This is a genomic window from Noviherbaspirillum sp. (assembly GCF_035654295.1).
Taxonomy (GTDB): domain Bacteria; phylum Pseudomonadota; class Gammaproteobacteria; order Burkholderiales; family Burkholderiaceae_D; genus Noviherbaspirillum.
The window spans coordinates 1-19,570 of the sequence record NZ_DASRXF010000153.1; the positions used below are offsets into that span (position 1 = coordinate 1).

The window sequence follows — 19,570 nt, forward strand, 5'->3', positions numbered from 1 at the left end:
CTGCGGCACCTCGACCGAACCAACCTGTTTCATGCGCTTCTTGCCCGCCTTCTGCTTCTCAAGCAGCTTGCGCTTGCGCGAGATGTCGCCGCCGTAGCACTTGGCAAGGACGTTCTTGCGCATTGCCTTGACGTTCTCGCGGGCGATGATGTTCGCCCCGATCGCTGCCTGGATGGCGACATCGAACATCTGGCGCGGAATCAGCTCGCGCATCTTCGCCGCGACGGCGCGCCCGCGATACTGGCTGCTGGAACGGTGCACGATGATCGCCAGCGCATCCACCTTCTCGCTGTTGATCAGCATGTCGACCTTGACCACGTCGGCGGCACGGTACTCCTTGAACTCATAATCCATGGAAGCGTAACCGCGCGAGGTCGACTTGAGCTTGTCGAAGAAGTCGAGCACGATCTCGGCCATCGGCATTTCGTAAGTCAGCATGACTTGCTTGCCGTGGTAGGTCATGTTGATCTGAACGCCGCGCTTTTGCGTGCATAGCGTGATGACCGATCCGACGTACTCCTGCGGCATGTACAGATTGACGGTAACGATAGGCTCGCGGATCTCGTCGATCTTGGCCGGGTCCGGCATCTTCGACGGGTTGTCGACCATGATGAGCGTGCCGTCGCGCTGGACGACTTCGTACACGACGGTCGGCGCGGTCGTGATGAGGTCCATGTCGAATTCGCGCTCGAGGCGCTCCTGCACGATCTCCATGTGCAGCAGGCCGAGGAAGCCGCAACGGAAGCCGAAGCCCAACGCCTGCGACACTTCCGGCTCGTATTGCAATGCTGCGTCGTTGAGCTTGAGCTTCTCGAGCGAATCGCGCAGCGCATCGTACTGGTTTGCCTCGACCGGGAACAGGCCGGCAAATACCTGCGGCTGCACTTCCTTGAAGCCGGGCAGCGGCTCGGTGGCGGGCTTTGCGGCCAGCGTGATCGTATCGCCGACGCGTGCCGCCTTCAGCTCCTTGATGCCGGCAATGACGAAGCCCACCTGCCCTGCAGACAGCGATTCGCGGGCCTGCGACTTCGGCGTAAATACGCCGACGCTTTCAGTCAGGTACTGCGCACCGGTCGCCATCAGCGAAATCTTGTCCTTCGGACGGAGCGTTCCGTTGACGATACGCACGAGCATCACCACGCCGACGTAGTTGTCGAACCATGAATCGATGATCAAGCCTTGCAGCAGGCCGTCCGGGTCACCCTTCGGCGGCGGCACCTGGGCGATCAAAGCTTCAAGCACGTCCTCGACGCCCATACCGGTCTTGGCCGAACAGCGGACAGCGTCGCCGGCGTCGATGCCGATCACATCCTCGATTTCGCGGATGGCATTGTCGGGGTCGGCGGAAGGCAGGTCGATCTTGTTGAGGACTGGAACGACTTCCACGTCGAGGTCGAGCGCGGTGTAGCAGTTCGCCACTGTCTGCGCCTCAACGCCTTGCGAAGCGTCCACCACCAGCAGCGCGCCTTCGCATGCGGACAGCGAGCGGCTGACTTCATAGCTGAAGTCGACGTGGCCGGGCGTATCGATGAGGTTCAGGTTGTAGGTCTTGCCGTCGCGTGCCTTGTAGGCCAGTGCAGCAGTCTGCGCCTTGATGGTGATGCCGCGTTCGCGTTCCAGATCCATCGAGTCCAGCACTTGCGCTTCCATCTCGCGGTCCGAGAGACCGCCGCAGATCTGGATGATGCGGTCGGCAAGCGTTGACTTGCCATGGTCGATATGCGCGATGATGGAAAAATTCCGGATGTTGTCCATTAGCTAAGTTGCAATTACAAAAAAGGCGCTCTGTACAGGGGGGCTCCCCTAACGAGCGCCTTATAGACAGAAGGTTATTCGATAGGCGGCATTTTACCGGATTTCACAGGGGAAATCCCGCAAAATCGCCGACAACCGAACGCGGGGCTGACGCGGCCGTGCCCTTGCAATCGCTAAGCCGCCTGGAGGAATGCGCGGACTCTCGCGTCGTCCAGAAAGTAATTGCACAACTGAACCGAATCGGAATTGCCCTTTTTTCCATACAGGACGGGCACCAGTTCATCGAACTGCGCCACCAGGGCTTCATCCGCGTCGACATCCATCAATTCCACGGTAAAGGGGTATTCCCCGCTCAGGGCCTGCAAAGCCTCGAGCATGTCGTCGCACAGGTGGCAATAGGATCGGGTATAGAGCGTGAAATGGACCACGGCGTTGCCAGGAGCATTGTTCGTTTCGCAATCAATGTCTGCGCCGGTCAGCGTCAGCATTGGTCAGTATAGTGGCAAACTTTCAGCGCAAGAAGGCTGCAGGCCCGCGCGCGGGCCTGCGGTCCTTCCTACTGCCCGTTGGGGCGAATCGGGACGAATTGGGATGCGTCACCGCGGCGAACCAGGACAACCGCGAGCTTCTTCGGCTCCAGTTTGGTCACCAGCGCGTTGAACTGCTTCACATCTTTCACGTCGTTGTTGTTCAAACGTAGGATGACGTCCCCGGCGCGCAGACCGGCACGGCCGGCAGCCCCTTCGGCTGCATCGACAATGACGCCGCCGTCGACCTTGAGCTCCTTCTTCTGCGCCTCGGACAGGTCGCTCACGACGAGCCCGAGCGCATTGGGCGTCTGCTCGGGCTTGGGCTTCTTTTCGTCCTTGCGGGCGACTTTTTCCGGCTCCAGCTCGGCGACCGTCAAGGTCACTTCCTTGGCCGCGCCCTTGCGCCACACGGTCAGGGTGCCTTTCGTGCCCGGCTTGGTCGCGCCGACCAGGCGCGGCAGGTCGCTGGACTTTTCGATGTTGGCGCCGTTGAACTTGAGGATGATGTCGCCGGCCTCGAGCCCGCCCTTCTCCGCGGGTCCGCCCGGCTCGACGCGCTGGATCAGCGCACCCTGCGCCCTCGCCAGGCCGAGCGATTCCGCCACGTCCTTGGTCACTTCGCCGATCTGGACGCCGATGCGGCCGCGCGTCACGCGGCCGGAGACGCGCAGCTGCTCGGCAACGCGCATTGCTTCGTCGATCGGCACTGCGAACGAGATGCCCATGTAACCGCCCGAACGGCTGTAGATCTGCGAGTTGATGCCGATGACCTCACCGCGCATGTTGATCAGCGGGCCGCCGGAATTGCCGGGGTTGACTGCAACGTCGGTCTGGATCAGCGGCAGGTAATCGCCCGTATCGCGCGCTTTCGCGGAGATGATGCCGGCAGTGACGGTGTTCTCGAGTCCGAAGGGCGAACCGATCGCGATCACCCATTCCCCCACGCGCAACTTGTTCGGGTCGCCGATCGTCAAGCGCGGCAGGTTGTTGCCCTCGATCTTGACCACGGCAACGTCGGTGCGCTTGTCGACGCCGATGATCTTGGCCTTGTATTCGCGTTTGTCGGTAAGGGTCACGTAGACATCATCCGCGCCATCCACCACATGGGCGTTGGTCAGCACGAAACCGTCGGCAGAAATGATGAATCCCGACCCGACCCCGCGCGGCACTTCCTCTTCCTGCTGGGGGGCAGGGCGGCGTCCCCTCGGGGCGGGTTGCTGGCGTGGCGGAACGGGGACTCCGAAGAAGCGGCGGAAAAACTCCTGCATCTCTTCGTCTTCGGCGCCGGGAATGCCGCCATTCTGACCAGGCTTGACCCGCTCCGTCGTCCGGATGTTGACGACTGCACCGCCGGTTTTCTCAACCAGGTCCGCAAAATCGGGGAGCACCACATTGGCTGCGTGCACAAGCTGGCTGTCCGGGACAAACGCCGGCAACAGGGCGCCCATGGTGCCGACCGCAAGAGCGAAAACGAATTTTCGAGCGTGATGGATTGTTTTCATATCGTACTGATTGTTCTAGCTATTTGGATTTGAACTCAATCGAATTGGCGACCTGCCTGATTGCCGCCGCAGGCACTTCCCCAACGATGGTAAGCCAAAAATCGCCGTGACGCTTGCCGAGGATATTCAACGCCCCTTGCTGCATCGAACCTTCGGTACGGCTCTGCGAGCCGGGCTCAATGAATACTGAAATCGCCGCCACGCCGTCCGAGTAGACGATGTGCGTAACCTCGCGCTGCACCGGCTGCCCTTGGGAAGAGGCCGCTCCCGCAGCAGCGGGCGCCGCCGCATCGGAGACCAGGCGTTTGACCTCGCGGATCTTGCGGAAGCCGGCAGGAAGTGATTTTACCGTCCATCCGGACAGGCTTGCCTGGCTCATTACCGCATTTTCAACTCGCCATCCACTGGTATCGCCAAAGCTGGGACGTGCACGGGCGCGGTCGATGTTCCCGATGGAGACCTGCGTAAATGCGATCTGCTCGATCACGTCCCGCTTTTCGTCCAGCGTCTGCGCGCGCAGAAGCAAACCGGTCGCCTTGTCGGCCCACAGACGGTAACCGTAGCGCATATTGTCTTTGGGTTCGAGAACAATGGACTGGCAGTCACGGCCGGCCACGCGGCCGGCCGCATCCGTCTTCACACTGTAGAACTCGCCGATCTCCGCCGGCGCGGCGCCGAGGATGGCCGGGAAAACGTCGTGCGTCACCCGCTTTTCAACGAGCAAGGTTTTCGCTTCCGGAACGTAGCAGATGACTTCGTCGTTGGTCCGGAGATACTCCCGAGGCTTGCCGTCCAGGACCTCCAGTTTCTCGATCTCGTTCCTGCCCTCCAGCAAGTGCGTGATGCGCGAGGTCCGCATCTGGCTTCCCTGCTGGTAGACGAACGTGCCGGAGTAGTTGAGCTTCTGGGCTGCGGACTGGATCTTCTTCAGCCAGGCCTGCGCGTCGGAATCCTGGGCCGAAGCGGAGATTCCGAGGAGAAGAAACGACGTGGCAACGACAAACTTGAGCAACGCGATTGTTTGCCGCATATGAATCATTTATTCGAATCGCTGGCGAAATTCGCAGATCGTGCAAACTGTGCCGTGCTGTACACCGACGGAGAAATCCGCTGGTGGGCCATCAGGTAATCATCGATGCGCGGGTCGCGCAGCACCACGCCTTCGGAAGCCGATGCGGCCACGACGCCGGCCGGCTCAGTTGCGGCCACCTTGGCGGTCGTTTCAACCGTTTCGGGGTCGCCCTTCATGGCGACCATCAGTTGCGGCGTCGTGAAGAAGGCGACAGTGGCCATCGCTGCTGCCGCAGCCATGCTCGGCAGTGCCCAGCGACGCGCCTGACTGCCGCGATTCCCCGCCACTTCCTTGCGGTCCTGCGGCGCTTCCGCGGCAGTATGGGACATCGGCGCAACGATTGCCGGCTCCGCATCGAGGCGTGCCGACAGACGCGCTGCAAATCCCGGGCTCAGGTTGACGTCCATGTCGTCGGATCGCAACACATCGCCGATCTGGTGGTAAATGTCCCAGTCCGCTTTCCCCTGTTCCCGCCGCAGTGCGGCGAGTACCACATCGACATGGTCGTCGGGCAGTTCGCCGTCTGCCAGTGCGGAAATCTGTTCCCGGGTCATCTCATTCGTATTCATAACTACCTCGTTCAGGACGCGCCAAACCCTGTTTTCTGACTAAAAAGCCTTGTTCTGCCTATCCCTGCTACTACCAGCGCTTGTCGATCGCAGTGCCCAACAATGGCCTTAATTTCTCTGCGATAGCCTCACGAGCCCGGAATATCCGGCTACGCACGGTGCCTATCGGACACCCCATTGCTTCCGCGATTTCATCGTAGCTCAAGCCCTCGATTTCACGCAATGTAATTGCTATCCGCAACTCGTCCGGAAGTGCGTCCATTGCCACATTCACGGTCTCTGCGATCTGTTTCGTGGCGAGCATCGATTCGGGCGTATTGATGTCCCTCAGATGCTCCCCATCATCAAATGTTTCCGCCTCTTCAGCGTCTGCTTCCGTCGACGTTGGTGCACGGCGTCCCTGCGTAACCAGATAATTCTTGGCGGTGTTGATACCGATCCGGTATAGCCAGGTATAAAACGCCGAGTCGCCGCGAAACTGCGGCAACGCGCGGTAGGCCTTGATAAAGGCTTCCTGAACCACATCCTCGGCTTCCGCCTGGTCGCGCACGAGCCGCGATACGAGCCGCATCAGTTTCCGTTGATACTTGGACACCAACAGCTCGAACGCCTTTTTATCGCCGCGCTGCACACGCTCGACAAGCAGTTGATCAATGTCGCGTTCTGTCGTCAATCCCCGTTCCCTTGTCCCGTTGCAACACACGCGGCTTGAGTAGTTGACTCTGGGAAATGCAATAAGTTCAATTTGGTTCGAACAATTTCAGAAAATTTGTACGTCTTTCGCTTCTGGCTGCGCGGCAATCCAGCGGCAGGCGACCGACAGCGCCCGAAAGGCTTCCCGATCGACGCTATCGGGAAAAACCGGCACGACAACCATTCGTCCATCTTCTAGCCGAAGGCGAAGCAAAAGCATCCGCGCCCAGATTGTCGAGTTGTCCATGAGCCGAACCAGCTCGCCAATTTCTCTTACATGCGGCCGGTTCTGACGTGTACAAGGGGGCTCGCCTCCTGCTTTCAGCAATCGGATTTGTCCTGTGCCGGAGATATCAAGTTGTATGGTTTTTCGGCTGCGAATGCCATGATAAAACCCAAAAGTGGCGAGGAAAAACACGAGGGCGGAGAGCGACCAGCGAATGGGTGTAGTGAGGTCGCCCACGAGTCCGGAAGCGATGGCGAAAGCGACGCCGGCGGCGACCGCTGCCATCGCACCGGCGAGCGCAGTGAGCATGCGCGACGGACGGACAATGGCCGATACCGCGATAGACATGGAATGAGATGCAGGCAGGATGCCGGCGTTCCCCTCTGCGACACGAGAGGGGAACGATGCTTCAGACTTTACCGAAGACGAGAGTGCCGTTGGTGCCGCCGAATCCGAACGAATTCTTGACAGCGATATTGATCGGCATCTGGCGCGCGGTGTTGGCGCAGTAGTCCAGATCGCAGTCCGGATCCTGGTTGAAGATGTTGATGGTCGGCGGGGATACCTGGTTATGCACTGCCAGCACCGTGAATACCGATTCCAAGCCGCCCGCGCCACCCAGCAGGTGACCGGTCATGGACTTGGTCGAATTCACCACCACCTTGCCGGCATGCTCGCCGAGCGCGCGCTTGATCGCGATCGTTTCAGCGACATCGCCCAGCGGCGTCGAGGTGCCGTGCGCATTCACGTAGTTCACCTCGTCTGCATTGATCTGCGCATTCTTCATCGCAGCGACCATGCAGCGACGCGCGCCGTCGCCATCCTCCAGCGGAGCAGTCATGTGGTACGCGTCGGCGCTCATGCCGAAACCGAGCACCTCCGCATAGATCTTTGCGCCGCGTGCTTTGGCGTGCTCGTACTCTTCCAGCACCATCACGCCTGCGCCCTCGCCCAGCACGAAACCGTCGCGGTCCTTGTCCCAGGGACGAGATGCGGTTGCGGGGTCGTCGTTGCGTGCGGACAGAGCGCGCGCAGCCGCAAAACCGCCCACGCCGAGAGGAGAAACCGTAGACTCCGCTCCACCTGCCACCATCACGTCGGCATCGCCGTACTCGATCATCCGCGCGGCCGCCCCAATGCAGTGCAAGCCGGTGGTACAGGCGGTGACTAACGCGAGGTTCGGCCCCTTGAACCCGTACTTGATCGAGAGGTGGCCCGAAATCATGTTGATGATCGATGCCGGAACGAAGAACGGACTGATCCTGCGCGGGCCGCGATTGGTCAGTTCCGCATGCGTTTCTTCGATCATCGGAAGCCCGCCGATGCCCGACCCGACGATGACGCCGATGCGCTCGGCATTCTCCTCAGTCGCGGTCAGGCCGCTATCCTGAATCGCCTGGATACCCGCGGCCATCCCATAGTGGATGAAGGTATCCATGTGACGCGCTTCCTTGCCGGGAATGTAGTCTTCGATGTTGAAGCCCTTGACCTCGCCGGCGAAGCGGGTCGAGAAAGGCGTGGCGTCAAATTTGGTGATGGTCGCAATGCCCGACTTCCCTTCGACCAGTGCGGCCCACGCATCGGCAATGGTATTGCCGACGGGGGAAACACAGCCGAGGCCAGTCACTACGACCCGACGTTCACGAGAGCGGCTCAAGCGGTACTCCTGGTTTGAATCAATACAGCATCAGGCCTTGACGTGTGCCTTGGCGTAGTCGATCGCCTGTTGCACCGTCGTGATCTTTTCAGCCTGCTCGTCAGGGATTTCCATTTCGAATTCGTCTTCGAGTGCCATCACGAGTTCAACCGTGTCAAGCGAGTCGGCACCGAGGTCATCGACGAAGGACGACTCATTCTTGATGTCGGCTTCTGCGACGCCCAGTTGCTCGGCGACGATCTTCTTAACGCGTTGTTCGATATCGGACATATTATCCCTCCAGTGGGTTACAGAAAGTGCGCGCATTTTATCAGGTTTGCGCAGTGAAAATTCACTTTTGGCTTTTGTTTTCAATAATGCTTGATCTTCGGCCAAAAGCGTCCAAGAGCTGCTTAACTCATGTACATGCCGCCATTGACGTGCAGCGTCGTACCAGTGATGTAACCGGCCTGCGGCGAGGCAAGGAACGCGACTGCAGCGGCAATGTCCTCGGGTTGGCCGAAGCGCCCCAACGGGATCTGCTGCATCAGCGCCGCAGTCTGCTGCTCGCCCAGTTCACGGGTCATGTCGGTATCGATGAATCCCGGCGCCACGCAGTTGACGGTGATGTTGCGGCTGCCGATCTCACGGGCCAGCGCGCGGCTCATGCCTGCGACGCCTGCCTTTGCCGCGGCGTAATTCATTTGCCCCGGATTGCCAGCCGAGCCGACCACCGAAGTGATGTTGATGACGCGTCCGAACTTGGCCTTCATCATGCCGCGCAGCACGCCGCGCGAGAGACGGCCGACAGCACTGAGGTTGGTCGCAATGACGTCGTCCCACTCGTCGTCCTTCATGCGCATCGCCAACTGATCCTTGGTGATGCCCGCGTTGTTGACGAGAATGGACAGGCCGCCGAATTCTTTCTGCACCTGCTCGATGACCGTGTTGCAAGCGTCGGCGTCGGTTACATTCAGCACCATGCCTTTGCCGCACTCCGGGCCGATGGCCGCGAGGTATTCGGAAATCGCTGCCGCGCCTGCTTCACTGGTCGCCGTACCGACGACTTTTGCGCCCTGCCTGGCGAGCTCCTGCGCGATGGCGCGCCCGATGCCGCGCGACGCCCCGGTCACCAGGGCAACTTGATTGTTCAGATTCACTTGAGAAGCTCCAACACTTTGTCCAAAGAAGCCTGGTCGAAAACCGCCTCGCCCACAAGGTCGCCGTTGATGCGCTTGGTGAGGCCGGCGAGGACCTTGCCCGGGCCGCACTCGATGACGTGAGTAACGCCATCCGCTGCCATCTTCTGCACGGTTTCCACCCAGCGAACCGGGCTGGCAGCCTGGCGGACGAGTGCGTCCTTGATGGCGGCGACGTCCTGGGCAATTGCCACGTCGACGTTATTAATCAGGGGCAACTGCGGCGCGGCGAACGTCAATCCTGTCATGTAGTCGCGCAAGCGGTCGGACGCCGGCTTGAGCAGGGAAGAATGGAACGGTGCCGACACCGGCAGTGGCAGCGCGCGTTTTGCGCCCTTTGCCTTGGCAGCCTCGCATGCGCGCTCGACCGCGGCCTTGTGACCCGCGATCACGACTTGAGCCGGGGCGTTGAAATTGACCGCTTCCACCACTTCGCCTTGCGCGGCCTCGGCACACGCGGCGCGCACGTCATCGTCGGTAAGACCGAGGATCGCAGCCATGCCGCCCTGCCCGACAGGCACCGCTTCCTGCATCGCCTGCGCGCGGAAACGCACCAGCGGCACCGCATCCTTGAACGGAATCACGCCGGATGCGACGAGGGCCGAATACTCGCCCAGGCTGTGACCGGCAACGACGCTCGGCGTCTTGCCGCCTGCGGCGATCCAAGCACGATAGCAGGCAACCGCCGCGGTCAGCATCACAGGTTGAGTGTTGGTCGTCAGGTCGAGCTCTTCTTTCGGGCCGTCCGCAATCAGCTTGCCGAGGTCGAGCTTGAGGGCATCCGACGCTTCGGCGACGGTCTGCTGGACGACGGGGTTATCGGCAAATCCATTCAACATGCCGACGGCTTGCGAACCCTGACCGGGAAATACGAATGCGAATTTGGTCATGCGTTTTGTTGATTTTCAGGTGATTACATGCGTGCGAGGACCGCACCCCAGGTGAAGCCGCCGCCGACGCCTTCCATCATGACGTTCTGGCCAGGCTTGATGCGGCCGTCGCGCACGGCAGCATCGAGAGCGAGCGGGATGGAGGCCGCAGAGGTATTGCCGTGCTGGTCGACGGTGACAACCATCTTTTCCAGCGGCAGCCCAAGCTTCTTCGCCGTGCCCTGCATGATCCGGATGTTGGCCTGGTGCGGAATGAGCCAGTCGATCTGCGACGAGCTCAGGCCGGCTGCTTCGAGCGCTTCGTTGGCAACTTTTTCGAGGACAGTGACGGCAAGCTTGAAGACCGCCTGGCCATCCATGTAGAGGAAGGCGCTGCCTTCAATGGCGCCGGCGGTGACGCTGCCGGGGACGCACAGGATGTCGCCGTGGCTGCCGTCGGCGTGCAGTTTCGTGGAGAGGATGCCGGGCTCGTTCGAGGCCGACATGACGATGGCACCGGCGCCGTCGCCGAACAGCACACAGGTCGTGCGGTCGTCGAAATTGAGGATGCGCGAAAACACTTCGGCGCCGATCACAAGTACGTTCTTGTGCGCGCCGGACTTGATGAAGCTGTCCGCGACGGACATCGCATAGACGAAGCCGCTGCACACCGCCTGCACGTCGAACGCAGCGCCGCCGTTGGCAATGCCCAGCTTGCGCTGCACGACGCACGCGGTGCTCGGGAAGCCGCCGAAATGGTCGGGCGTCGAAGTCGCGACGATGATCAGGTCGATATCGCCCGGCGACAGCTTGGCCGCCTCCAATGCGCGCCTGGCCGCCTCCACCGCGAGATCGCTCGACTGCATCGCGGGATCCGCATAATGCCGGGCCGAAATCCCGCTTCGGGAAACGATCCATTCATCCGAGGTCTCGATACCCTTCTCGGCCAGCTGGATGGCGAGTTCGTTATTCGTGACCCGCTTCGGGGGCAGGTAGCTTCCCGTACCGATGATTTTGCTATAGAGCGTCATGCCGTCTTCTGGTGGGTTAATTCCGTGACCGCGCCCGGCGCAGTGGCTGCCTGCGCACCCTCCTGCTGGGGCATCAGTTCCGCGATGGTCTTCGAAATTCTGGAAAGCAGGTCGTGGCTTGCTGCGTCATATGCCCGCTTGATCGCCCATTCGTAGCCATAGGCATCCTCGCCGCCGTGGCTCTTGAATACGAGACCGCGCAGGCCGAGGAAACTCGCGCCGTTGTAACGGGACGGGTTCATGCGTTGCGAAATGGATTTCAGGGCACCCTGAGCAATGAACGCGCCGAGGATATTAACGGGGTTGCTCTTGAACTCGTTCTTGAAGACGTTCTTCAGGAAGCGCCCCAGGCCTTCGGAAGCCTTGAGCACCACGTTGCCGACGAAGCCGTCGCACACGACCACATCGGTCGTACCCTCGAAGATATCGTTGCCTTCGACGTTGCCGTAGAAGTTGATGATTCCACGCTCGTGGTCCGCACGCAGCAGCGCGGCTGTCTGTTTGACGACCTCGTTACCCTTGATGTCTTCTTCGCCGATGTTCAGCAAACCAACGGTCGGCTTGGCCTTGTCCTCGAGCGCGGACACCAGGGCGGAACCCATCAGGGCGAACTGGTGGAGATGCTGCGGCTCGCAGTCGACATTCGCCCCCAGGTCCAGCATGTAGGTGGGCGTATCCGTCTGGTTCGGCATGGGAAAGCAGATCGCCGGGCGGTCGACGCCGGGGATCGTCTTCAGGACATAGCGCGACACCGCCATGAGCGCGCCGGTATTGCCCGCAGAGACGCAGGCGTCGGCCTTACCATCCTTGACGAGGTTGACCGCGACGCGCATGGACGAATCCTTCTTCCGGCGCAGCGCAACTTCGACAGGGTCGTCCATGGTGACGACTTCTGCAGCGTGGACAACGGAGAGGCGTGGATGCGATGAGGCGTGGTGTTTCTTCAGTTCGGCTCGAATGACATCTTCAAGCCCGACCAAGATCAGTTCGGCGCCAGGTTCGTGATTAGCGAAGGAGACGGCCGCAGGAATCGTGACCGATGGGCCATGATCGCCACCCATGCAGTCAATGGAAATTTTGATTGTCATTGTTTTGACTCAGTACCTCGCTCTAACCAGCTTGCGGGCCAGATCCGGCGTGATTCAAAATGACGCGATGCACTTTTTCAGCATATGAAAAAACGGCGCCAAGTCAAACTCGTTGCGCCGCTTTTCAGCCTCGAACAATGACTGCAATTATTCGTCGTTCTTGGTCTTGAGGACCTTGCGACCACGGTAGTAGCCGTTCGGGCTGATGTGGTGGCGCAGATGCGTTTCACCGGTCGTCGGCTCGACTGCCAGCGGGGGAACGCTCAGGTGGTCGTGCGAACGGTGCATACCACGCTTGGACGGGGACTTCTTGTTCTGTTGAACGGCCATGATGACTCCTAAACCTTAAGATCTGAAATTTTAACATATCCGGCCTGCAAACTCTTGCATTCCGGGAATCCTTCAATACTTCTACTGCTTGAGCTTCTTCAGGACAGCGAAGGGCGACTCCTTCTTTCCCTCCGGGGCCGCCTCCTGCACTGTCAGCCCGGGGCAAACCTCGTGCTTCGGCGACAGCGGTATCGTCAGCAGGGCCTCGTCCTCGACGAGCTGGGCCACATCGAAATTGTGGCTGCCCACGATCACTTCAACCGACTCGTCCGCCAACTGCGCATCGATCTCATCGGCACTGGCCTCATCCTGCGCGAGGATGATGGTCGCGCCCGAATCGATCTCGAAAGCGAACGGCGTCAGGCAGCGTTGGCACATCAGATTCACCGTGCCCGACACCGCCAAGTCCAGTTGCGGATGCCCGCGCTTGTCGCTGCCGCCCTGCAGGCTCCAGCGCACAACGCCAGCCTTGTCGACCGACTCCTCGGCCAGCCTCGGCAGGTCGGCAACAGGGATCTCCCCTTCGCGGCGCTCTTTGAGCCGACAGAATTCAAAGGCGTCGATCACAAAAGCATTCATACGGCGAGCCAAACCCGGAAAACCTGCGATAATAACAGGCTTTTCCCTTATTCGTCAAAGCCTTAGGCGGCTTTTTGTTGACCTGCCGCTCAAAAAACACCGCAAAATGCCCTTCGCGACCGCCCCCGTGACCGATTTCCCTCGCCTGATCCTTGCATCCAGTTCAACCTATCGAAAGGAATTGTTGTCGCGCTTGCATCTTCCCTTCGAAACCGCCGTGCCTGCCATCGACGAAACTCCGCTCGCAGGCGAGGCGCCGGAACAGACGGCGCTGCGGCTTGCAAAAGAGAAAGCGCTTGCCGTTGCATCGCACGCTCCGGGCGCACTGGTGATCGGCTCCGACCAGGTCGCGACCCTCGACGGCGAGCAGATCGGCAAGCCGGGAACGCATGAGAAGGCGCTCGCCCAGTTGCAAAAAATGCGCGGCAGAAAAGTGGTTTTCCATACTGCGCTTTGCCTTCGGGATACACGCTCCGGCACGGGGCAGGAAGTGCAGGCGGAGAACGTCCAGACCTTCGTCACCTTCCGCGACCTGCCGGACAGCGAGCTGGACGCCTACCTGCGGATCGAACAGCCTTACGATTGCGCGGGCAGTGCGAAAAACGAAGGCCTGGGCATCGCAATCATCGAGAGCATCGAAAGCACCGACCCCACGGCGCTCACCGGACTGCCCATGATCGCCCTGTGCTCCATGCTGCGCCGCGCGGGCGTGCCCTTTTTCCGCACCTGAACCCGATATGGCCGGCACCCTCTACCTGATTCCCAACACCCTCGGCGCCCTGACAGCAGGCACCGACGGCGCGCCTGAAATGGTCATTCCCGGCCAAGTCCAGGCAATCACCGCGAGCCTCGACTACTTCATCGCCGAGAACGCGAAGACTACACGCGCCCACCTCAAGCTGATCGCGGCCACGCACCCGCTACGCAAACCGCTGCAGGAAATCCTGATCGCCGAACTGAACGTCAACACCGAGGCCGGCGCCCTGCCCGCGCTGCTGGCGCCCTTGAAAGAGGGCCGCGATGCCGGACTGATTTCGGAAGCAGGCGTGCCGGCGGTGGCCGATCCCGGCGCCAATCTTGTTCGACTCGCCCATGCGAGTGGAATAAGGGTGCGCCCGCTGGTCGGCCCTTCATCCCTCCTTTTGGCAGTGATGGCGAGCGGACTGAACGGACAAAGCTTTGCGTTCAACGGTTACCTTCCCACGGATGGCGCGCAACGCACCAAGCGCATCAAGGCACTCGAAGAACGTTCGCGTCTCGACAGGCAGACGCAGCTGTTCATCGAAACACCGTACAGGAACGCCGCGTTGCTGGAAGCATTGGCGCATGCGTGCCACGCCAACACGCTCATCTGCACGGCAACCGATCTCACGCTCGAAAGCGAAACGATACGGACGCAAACGGCCGCGCGGTGGAAGAGTGATATTGCGGCAGGGAAAACAGACGACCTTCACAAACGGCCGACCGTGTTCCTCATTCTTGCGCAGTGAGCCCCAGACGTGCAAAACGGCGGTATTGCGCCGCCGTTTTGCATGCCCTGTCGGGCAACAATTGAGAAGGCGATTTGCCTCTCAAACCCGCGTCCGAGACACGGTTGCTGACATCTGGCCCGAGAGTTTTTCCGGTAACGTGCTTCTTGTGCGGTACAGGATCGAAACCGGCGCCAGACACCTGAAGTATAAAACGCACGGGGCCGGAATCAAGCACTGCAAGACTGCCGTCGCCTTGAAAAATCCCAATGGCGCAAGCCCGCGCCATAGGGGGGGGGTGGGCGAAGGCTTCAGCGCAGCGACGGACGCGCCGTGCTGCCCCAGATCGAGTTGACCGCCGCCGTGCCGACGGCGCCGCCGAATTTCTTGATCAGCCGCTCGGACAGGCCTTCACGCTGGGTGTAGTCGACGATTTCCTCGGCCTTGAGTTCGTCGCGTGCGACCGAGTCCACGGTGCCGAAACCATCGGCAAGACCGATCTCGACAGCCTTGGAGCCGCTCCAGAACAAGCCCGAAAAAGTTTCCGGCGTTTCCTTCAGCCTGTCTCCACGGCCCTTGCGCACGACATCGATGAACTGCTGGTGCACTTCATTGAGCATGTCCTGCGCATAGTTGCGGTGCTTTGCGCTCTGCGGACTGAAGGGATCGAGGAAACCCTTGTTCTCGCCGGCAGTCATCAGGCGGCGCTCCACGCCGGCCTTTTCCATCAGTCCGGTGAAACCGAAGCCTTCCATGAGCACACCGATGGAGCCGACAATACTGGCCTTGTTGACGAAGATCTTGTCGGCGGCGGCAGCAATGTAATAACCGCCGGAAGCACAGATCTCGTCCACGACGACAAACAGCGGCTTCTTCGGGAATTCCTGGCGCAGGCGGACGATCTCATCGTTGATCATCCCTGCCTGGACGGGGCTGCCGCCCGGGCTGTTGATGCGCAGGACGACGCCCATGGCCGTGTCGTCCGAATAGGCGCGGTTGAGTGCCTGGATGACGGCATCGGCCGAGCCCGAGGTGCCGGACTCGATTGCGCCGTCGATTTCGATCAGTGCGGTGTGAGGGCCGACCACTTCGCCATCCTGCTGGCCATAGCCGAGGGCGATCCACAAGCCGAACCCGATCAGTCCAAGGGTGAGGAAACGGAAGAATATATTCCAGCGGCGCGCCGCGCGCTGCTCGCGCAAGGTGGCGAACGCCAGCTTTTCAAGAACCTCGCGTTCCCAGGCGGGCCCTCGGGCCGGCGAAGGGGACGGCGCAGCGTTGCGGGACTGGTTCTTCTCGTCGAAATTGTCGTCAATCATTGTTCATGCCCATTGTTATCCTTGCGCGTCATGCCACGGCCGGCCTGATGTAGTCATCCGGCTCCCAGTAGACGCGTCCATCCCTCTCGAACACCGTGATCTGCCGCAGACGGCCACCCCGGCACGGACCGCCGGCGCAGCGCCCGGACTCCGGCGTGTACAGCGCGCCATGGGTCGAGCACATCAGGTACAGGCCGCTCGATTCGAAAAACTCGCCCTCGTTCCAGTCCAGCTCGATGGGAACATGCGCGCAGCGGTTCAGGTAGGCATAGACCGCATTGTCGTAGCGGACCACGAACCCGGTGCTGTCCTCGCCTCCGGCCGTGACCGGGAAGCGCACGCCCTTGCCGCCATCCGTCAGCGCAGACGACTCGCAGATCAGGATCGCGGTGTCATCCATTCCGGCATTATGCATTTTCGCGCAGCCATGTGTGCAGCTCCGGCACGGAGCTTGCGATGAATAAAGGGTTCAGCGCCTCAAGCTCGGGTCCCGAATGCGCACCGTAATGCACCCCCACTCCCGAAGCGCCGGCGTTCACGGCCATTTGCAGGTCGTGCGTGGTGTCCCCGATCATGAGGGTACGCCGCATGTCCTGGCCGAGTTCGCGCGTCAGTTCCTGCAACATGGCGGGATGCGGTTTGGAAAAGGTTTCATCCGCGCATCGGGTTGCATCGAAGACGGAGAGCAGGTTGGCCGCATCCAGCGCACGGTTCAGCCCTACCCGGCTCTTGCCCGTTGCGACAGCCAGGAAATATCCCTCCTGGGCCAGGTCGCTCAACATCTCGCGCACGCCGTCGAACAGGGTCAAGCCCTTGTCCTTGGTCAGGTAGTGGTAACGGTAACGCTCCACCATGTGCGGATAGTGCTTGGGTTCGAGGCCGGGAATCACGGCTTGCATGGCGTCCGGGAGCGCAAGGCCGATCACGTAGGCGGCTTGCTTGTCATCGGGAACCGGAAGTCCGAGGTCCTTGGCCGCCGCCTGGATGCACGCAACGATGGTCGCCGTGCTGTCCATCAGGGTTCCATCCCAGTCAAATACGATCAGGTCGAAGTTCTTTCTTGGCATTGTCAAAGTGGTATTGCCGCTTGTGTTGTCGAATTCTTGCCGGCTGCTCATGCGGCTTTCCTGTCCAGGCTTTTCAGGAAGCGTTCGCATTCCGGCGGCAGCGGAGCTTTCAGGGTGACGGCGGCTCCCGTATCCGGATGGCGGAACGTGACCTGGCAGGCGTGCAGGAACATGCGCTTGAGTGCGGCACGCTCCCCCTCCGCCTTTTGCAAGGCCTTGTTGAGTGCGAAGTCGCCGTATTTGTCGTCGCCGACGATCGGGAAGCCGCTGGAGGCGAGATGGACGCGGATCTGGTGCGTGCGCCCGGTCTTCAGTTCAGCTTCCAGCAATGCGAAGTCGCCGAAGCGCCGGACCAGGTTGAAGATGGTGTGCGACGGCTGGCCGTCCGCCTGTACGCGTACGCGCCTTTCGCCATCCGGCGTCGTGTATTTAAATAGAGGCAACTTGACGTGCTGGCGCGAATTCGTCCATTCGCCGTGCACCAGAGCGAAATAGCGCTTGTCCAGTTCGCCATCCCGGATCTGGGCATGGAGGTCCGTCAACGCCGAGCGCTTCTTTGCCAGCAGCAATACGCCGGAGGTTTCGCGGTCCAGCCGGTGCACCAGCTCCAGGAACTTGGCCTGGGGGCGCGCAGCACGAAGCTGTTCGATCACACCGAAGCTCACCCCGGAACCGCCGTGAACGGCAACGCCCGCGGGCTTGTCGATGACCAGCAGGTGCGCATCCTCGAGCAGGATCGTGAACTCGGCGGCCGGCACCGACGACGTTGCCTTTTCAGCAATCCGCACCGGCGGGATGCGGACCACGTCGCCTTCCTTCAGGCGATAGGTCTGGTCGACACGTCCTTTGTTGACGCGCACTTCTCCCGACCGCAAGACGCGGTATATATGGCTCTTGGGTACGCCTTTACAAACCCGCAACAGGAAATTGTCGATGCGTTGATCGGCTTCATCCTCGGAAATTGTCACGAGGCGGACCTGTGCGGATGCCTGGGAGGACGGCTCATTTGGAGCCGAATCAGTCCGCCCCCCAGAAAATCTCGCTAAGTCCTTCATTTTGCAGATATAATTGTTTCGCGTCGGTTACAAACCGGCGCGCGTGTGAGAATAAAAAGCACATTCTACACAGGGGCGTGTCCATCAGCCTCGCCGAATTGCAAATTCGATGGACAGGGCGCCGGCGAAAAGACAAGAGTGCCCAGGGCCAGGGTTAGAGGAGAGGTCGTGTACAGGAGTACACCGCTCCGTCATTCCGGTCCGGGCGCACAGGTTGTTTTCGTGGTGCCTGAAAGACGTGTATGCAGCGTCCTTGCGCGAACCAGGGTTGCACCGTAGTTGTAATCGGGTAGCGCGCATCGGCGTTGGACAAGAATGCTTGAATATTAAGGATATGTCTGGCGAGCACGCCTGTGAAAGGAATGCTCGCTGGTTGATGTGGTTGGCCCCCGTTTGCCGATTTCGTTGAATGCCATGACTTGTTTGGCTCCATCACAATGCTCGCTGCCTGACGCTGCGCCCGGCCCGGCCCATGACGCCTGGACCGGAATGCGCATTGCGGATGCCGCGCGCGCTCGGCATCCGTTACAACCGCGTCCGTGCCCCGTTGCGGCTTTAGCGCTGAAGGTTTGCGCAACCGCACACTAAGGCAATTCCCTCCCTCAAGCACTCCGACCTCGCGTACATCCACGCAGCTGCCGCGCTGGCGAAGTTCGTCATGCGCGGCCCTAGTTGACCTCAAGAGTCACGGAGTAAATAAAAATGAAACGAATGTTGTTCAACGCCACGCAGCAGGAAGAACTGCGCGTGGCCATCGTCGATGGGCAAAAGCTCATCGACATCGACATCGAAACGACCGGCCGCGAACAGCGCAAGTCGAATATCTACAAGGGCGTGATCACCCGCATCGAGCCCTCGCTGGAAGCCTGCTTCGTCAATTACGGCGAAGAACGTCACGGCTTCCTCCCGTTCAAGGAAGTGGCGCGCAGCTATTTCAAGGACGGCATCGACGTGCGCAACGCGACCATCAAGGACGCCTTGCGCGAGGGCCAGGAAATCATGGTCCAGGTCGAGAAGGAAGAGCGCGGCAACAAGGGTGCGGCGCTGACCTCCTTCATCTCCCTGGCCGGCCGCTACCTCGTCCTGATGCCGAACAACCCGCGCGGCGGCGGCGTCTCCCGCCGGGTCGAAGGCGAAGACCGCCAGGAACTGCGCGAGACGATGGACAAGCTGGAAATCCCGTCCGGCATGTCCGTCATTGCCCGCACCGCCGGCATCGGCCGCAACGTGGAAGAACTGCAGTGGGACTTGAACTACCTGCTGCAACTGTGGCGCGCGATCGAAGGCGCCGGCCAGTCCGCTCCGGGCGCCTTCCTGATCTACCAGGAATCCTCGCTGGTCATCCGCGCCATCCGGGACTATTTCCAGCCTGACATCGGCGAAATCCTGATCGACACCGACGACATCTACGAACAGGCCCAGCAGTTCATGAGCCACGTGATGCCGGACATGGTGCACCGGGTCAAGCGCTACCGTGACGACGTGCCGCTGTTCTCGCGTTTCCAGATCGAACACCAGATCGAAACCGCCTACTCCCGCACCGTCCCCCTGCCCTCCGGTGGCGCCATCGTCATCGACCAC

Annotated in this window: 22 protein-coding genes; 3 read left to right on the top strand and 19 right to left on the bottom strand. The window is 60.8% G+C overall.

The features are described from left to right. The 15 genes from lepA to VFF99_RS15375 all read right to left on the bottom strand — a co-directional run. A partial coding sequence (gene lepA, locus VFF99_RS15305) for a translation elongation factor 4 (protein WP_325019374.1) occupies window positions 1–1,755 on the bottom strand: 1,755 nt, incomplete at its 3' end. 173 nt (window positions 1,756–1,928) lie between these two features. Then, complete coding sequence (locus VFF99_RS15310) at window positions 1,929–2,243, bottom strand: glutaredoxin family protein (protein ID WP_325019376.1); 315 nt, start codon at window positions 2,241–2,243, stop codon at window positions 1,929–1,931. Window positions 2,244–2,311: 68 nt separating this feature from the next. Continuing rightward, entirely contained in the window at window positions 2,312–3,733 is a 1,422-nt protein-coding gene (locus tag VFF99_RS15315) for a DegQ family serine endoprotease (RefSeq protein WP_414691546.1), read from the bottom strand. Between the two features lie 73 nt (window positions 3,734–3,806). Continuing rightward, window positions 3,807–4,817: a MucB/RseB C-terminal domain-containing protein gene (locus tag VFF99_RS15320; protein ID WP_325019404.1), complete on the bottom strand. Its 1,011-nt coding sequence runs from the start codon at window positions 4,815–4,817 to the stop codon at window positions 3,807–3,809. A gap of 5 nt (window positions 4,818–4,822) precedes the next feature. Further along, window positions 4,823–5,428 (bottom strand): sigma-E factor negative regulatory protein, encoded by a 606-nt coding sequence (locus tag VFF99_RS15325; protein ID WP_325019380.1) that lies wholly within the window; start codon window positions 5,426–5,428, stop codon window positions 4,823–4,825. 70 nt (window positions 5,429–5,498) lie between these two features. Further along, entirely contained in the window at window positions 5,499–6,101 is a 603-nt protein-coding gene (gene rpoE, locus VFF99_RS15330; protein WP_057293164.1) for an RNA polymerase sigma factor RpoE, read from the bottom strand. A gap of 87 nt (window positions 6,102–6,188) precedes the next feature. Next, window positions 6,189–6,695, bottom strand: coding sequence for a protein YgfX (locus tag VFF99_RS15335; RefSeq protein WP_325019382.1), 507 nt, complete (start codon window positions 6,693–6,695; stop codon window positions 6,189–6,191). A 61-nt stretch (window positions 6,696–6,756) separates the two neighbouring features. Continuing rightward, the gene (gene fabF, locus VFF99_RS15340; RefSeq protein WP_325019384.1) at window positions 6,757–8,004 is read right to left on the bottom strand and encodes a beta-ketoacyl-ACP synthase II; all 1,248 of its coding nucleotides are present in this window, start codon (window positions 8,002–8,004) and stop codon (window positions 6,757–6,759) included. Window positions 8,005–8,034: 30 nt separating this feature from the next. Then, window positions 8,035–8,274: an acyl carrier protein gene (gene acpP, locus VFF99_RS15345; RefSeq protein WP_040041346.1), complete on the bottom strand. Its 240-nt coding sequence runs from the start codon at window positions 8,272–8,274 to the stop codon at window positions 8,035–8,037. 122 nt (window positions 8,275–8,396) lie between these two features. Then, window positions 8,397–9,143, bottom strand: coding sequence for a 3-oxoacyl-ACP reductase FabG (gene fabG / locus VFF99_RS15350; protein ID WP_325019386.1), 747 nt, complete (start codon window positions 9,141–9,143; stop codon window positions 8,397–8,399). Then, on the bottom strand, window positions 9,140–10,072 hold the full coding sequence (gene fabD / locus VFF99_RS15355; protein WP_325019388.1) for an ACP S-malonyltransferase: 933 nt from the start codon (window positions 10,070–10,072) through the stop codon (window positions 9,140–9,142). The genes fabG and fabD overlap by 4 nt, the downstream gene beginning before the upstream one ends. A gap of 23 nt (window positions 10,073–10,095) precedes the next feature. Then, on the bottom strand, window positions 10,096–11,082 hold the full coding sequence (locus VFF99_RS15360; protein ID WP_325019390.1) for a beta-ketoacyl-ACP synthase III: 987 nt from the start codon (window positions 11,080–11,082) through the stop codon (window positions 10,096–10,098). Beyond that, window positions 11,079–12,170, bottom strand: coding sequence for a phosphate acyltransferase PlsX (gene plsX, locus VFF99_RS15365; protein ID WP_325019391.1), 1,092 nt, complete (start codon window positions 12,168–12,170; stop codon window positions 11,079–11,081). The genes VFF99_RS15360 and plsX overlap by 4 nt, the downstream gene beginning before the upstream one ends. 147 nt (window positions 12,171–12,317) lie before the next feature. Next, window positions 12,318–12,500, bottom strand: coding sequence for a 50S ribosomal protein L32 (rpmF, locus tag VFF99_RS15370; protein ID WP_057293158.1), 183 nt, complete (start codon window positions 12,498–12,500; stop codon window positions 12,318–12,320). A gap of 81 nt (window positions 12,501–12,581) precedes the next feature. Next, window positions 12,582–13,079 (bottom strand): YceD family protein, encoded by a 498-nt coding sequence (locus tag VFF99_RS15375; protein WP_325019393.1) that lies wholly within the window; start codon window positions 13,077–13,079, stop codon window positions 12,582–12,584. A 106-nt stretch (window positions 13,080–13,185) separates the two neighbouring features. Between VFF99_RS15375 and VFF99_RS15380 the strand changes: the two genes are divergently transcribed. Together VFF99_RS15380 and VFF99_RS15385 are read left to right on the top strand one after the other, a co-directional pair. Continuing rightward, on the top strand, window positions 13,186–13,809 hold the full coding sequence (locus tag VFF99_RS15380; protein WP_325019406.1) for a Maf-like protein: 624 nt from the start codon (window positions 13,186–13,188) through the stop codon (window positions 13,807–13,809). Between the two features lie 7 nt (window positions 13,810–13,816). Then, entirely contained in the window at window positions 13,817–14,569 is a 753-nt protein-coding gene (locus tag VFF99_RS15385; protein WP_325019395.1) for an SAM-dependent methyltransferase, read from the top strand. Between the two features lie 290 nt (window positions 14,570–14,859). Here VFF99_RS15385 and VFF99_RS15390 read toward each other — a convergent pair whose 3' ends face one another. The 4 genes from VFF99_RS15390 to VFF99_RS15405 are packed head-to-tail and all read right to left on the bottom strand — an operon-like array spanning window position 14,860 to window position 17,989. Further along, entirely contained in the window at window positions 14,860–15,867 is a 1,008-nt protein-coding gene (locus VFF99_RS15390; protein WP_325019396.1) for a S49 family peptidase, read from the bottom strand. 28 nt (window positions 15,868–15,895) lie between these two features. After that, window positions 15,896–16,267, bottom strand: coding sequence for a Rieske (2Fe-2S) protein (locus VFF99_RS15395; RefSeq protein ID WP_325019398.1), 372 nt, complete (start codon window positions 16,265–16,267; stop codon window positions 15,896–15,898). Between the two features lie 7 nt (window positions 16,268–16,274). Next, a complete protein-coding gene (locus tag VFF99_RS15400; RefSeq protein ID WP_325019407.1) occupies window positions 16,275–16,934 on the bottom strand; it encodes an HAD-IA family hydrolase in 660 nt (219 codons plus the stop codon). A 47-nt stretch (window positions 16,935–16,981) separates the two neighbouring features. Further along, window positions 16,982–17,989, bottom strand: a complete 1,008-nt coding sequence (locus tag VFF99_RS15405; RefSeq protein WP_325019400.1) for an RluA family pseudouridine synthase — start codon at window positions 17,987–17,989, stop codon at window positions 16,982–16,984. A 702-nt stretch (window positions 17,990–18,691) separates the two neighbouring features. Here VFF99_RS15405 and VFF99_RS15410 point away from each other — a divergent pair. Next, on the top strand, window positions 18,692–19,570 hold an 879-nt coding region (locus tag VFF99_RS15410), incomplete at its 3' end, for a ribonuclease E/G (RefSeq protein WP_325019402.1).

Bases quoted from the DNA above. Each gene is read 5' to 3' on its own strand.
- acpP (WP_040041346.1), bottom strand. From the start codon at position 8,274: ATGTCCGATATCGAACAACGCGTTAAGAAGATCGTCGCCGAGCAACTG.
- VFF99_RS15375 (WP_325019393.1), bottom strand. From the start codon at position 13,079: ATGAATGCTTTTGTGATCGACGCCTTTGAATTCTGTCGGCTCAAAGAG.
- fabD (WP_325019388.1), bottom strand. From the start codon at position 10,072: ATGACCAAATTCGCATTCGTATTTCCCGGTCAGGGTTCGCAAGCCGTC.
- VFF99_RS15395 (WP_325019398.1), bottom strand. From the start codon at position 16,267: ATGGATGACACCGCGATCCTGATCTGCGAGTCGTCTGCGCTGACGGAT.
- VFF99_RS15325 (WP_325019380.1), bottom strand. From the start codon at position 5,428: ATGAATACGAATGAGATGACCCGGGAACAGATTTCCGCACTGGCAGAC.
- VFF99_RS15405 (WP_325019400.1), bottom strand. From the start codon at position 17,989: ATGAAGGACTTAGCGAGATTTTCTGGGGGGCGGACTGATTCGGCTCCA.
- VFF99_RS15310 (WP_325019376.1), bottom strand. From the start codon at position 2,243: ATGCTGACGCTGACCGGCGCAGACATTGATTGCGAAACGAACAATGCT.
- VFF99_RS15335 (WP_325019382.1), bottom strand. From the start codon at position 6,695: ATGTCTATCGCGGTATCGGCCATTGTCCGTCCGTCGCGCATGCTCACT.
- VFF99_RS15360 (WP_325019390.1), bottom strand. From the start codon at position 11,082: ATGACGCTCTATAGCAAAATCATCGGTACGGGAAGCTACCTGCCCCCG.
- rpmF (WP_057293158.1), bottom strand. From the start codon at position 12,500: ATGGCCGTTCAACAGAACAAGAAGTCCCCGTCCAAGCGTGGTATGCAC.
- plsX (WP_325019391.1), bottom strand. From the start codon at position 12,170: ATGACAATCAAAATTTCCATTGACTGCATGGGTGGCGATCATGGCCCA.
- VFF99_RS15390 (WP_325019396.1), bottom strand. From the start codon at position 15,867: ATGATTGACGACAATTTCGACGAGAAGAACCAGTCCCGCAACGCTGCG.
- VFF99_RS15320 (WP_325019404.1), bottom strand. From the start codon at position 4,817: ATGCGGCAAACAATCGCGTTGCTCAAGTTTGTCGTTGCCACGTCGTTT.
- VFF99_RS15400 (WP_325019407.1), bottom strand. From the start codon at position 16,934: ATGCCAAGAAAGAACTTCGACCTGATCGTATTTGACTGGGATGGAACC.
- VFF99_RS15380 (WP_325019406.1), top strand. From the start codon at position 13,186: ATGCCCTTCGCGACCGCCCCCGTGACCGATTTCCCTCGCCTGATCCTT.
- VFF99_RS15315 (WP_414691546.1), bottom strand. From the start codon at position 3,733: ATGGGCGCCCTGTTGCCGGCGTTTGTCCCGGACAGCCAGCTTGTGCAC.
- VFF99_RS15385 (WP_325019395.1), top strand. From the start codon at position 13,817: ATGGCCGGCACCCTCTACCTGATTCCCAACACCCTCGGCGCCCTGACA.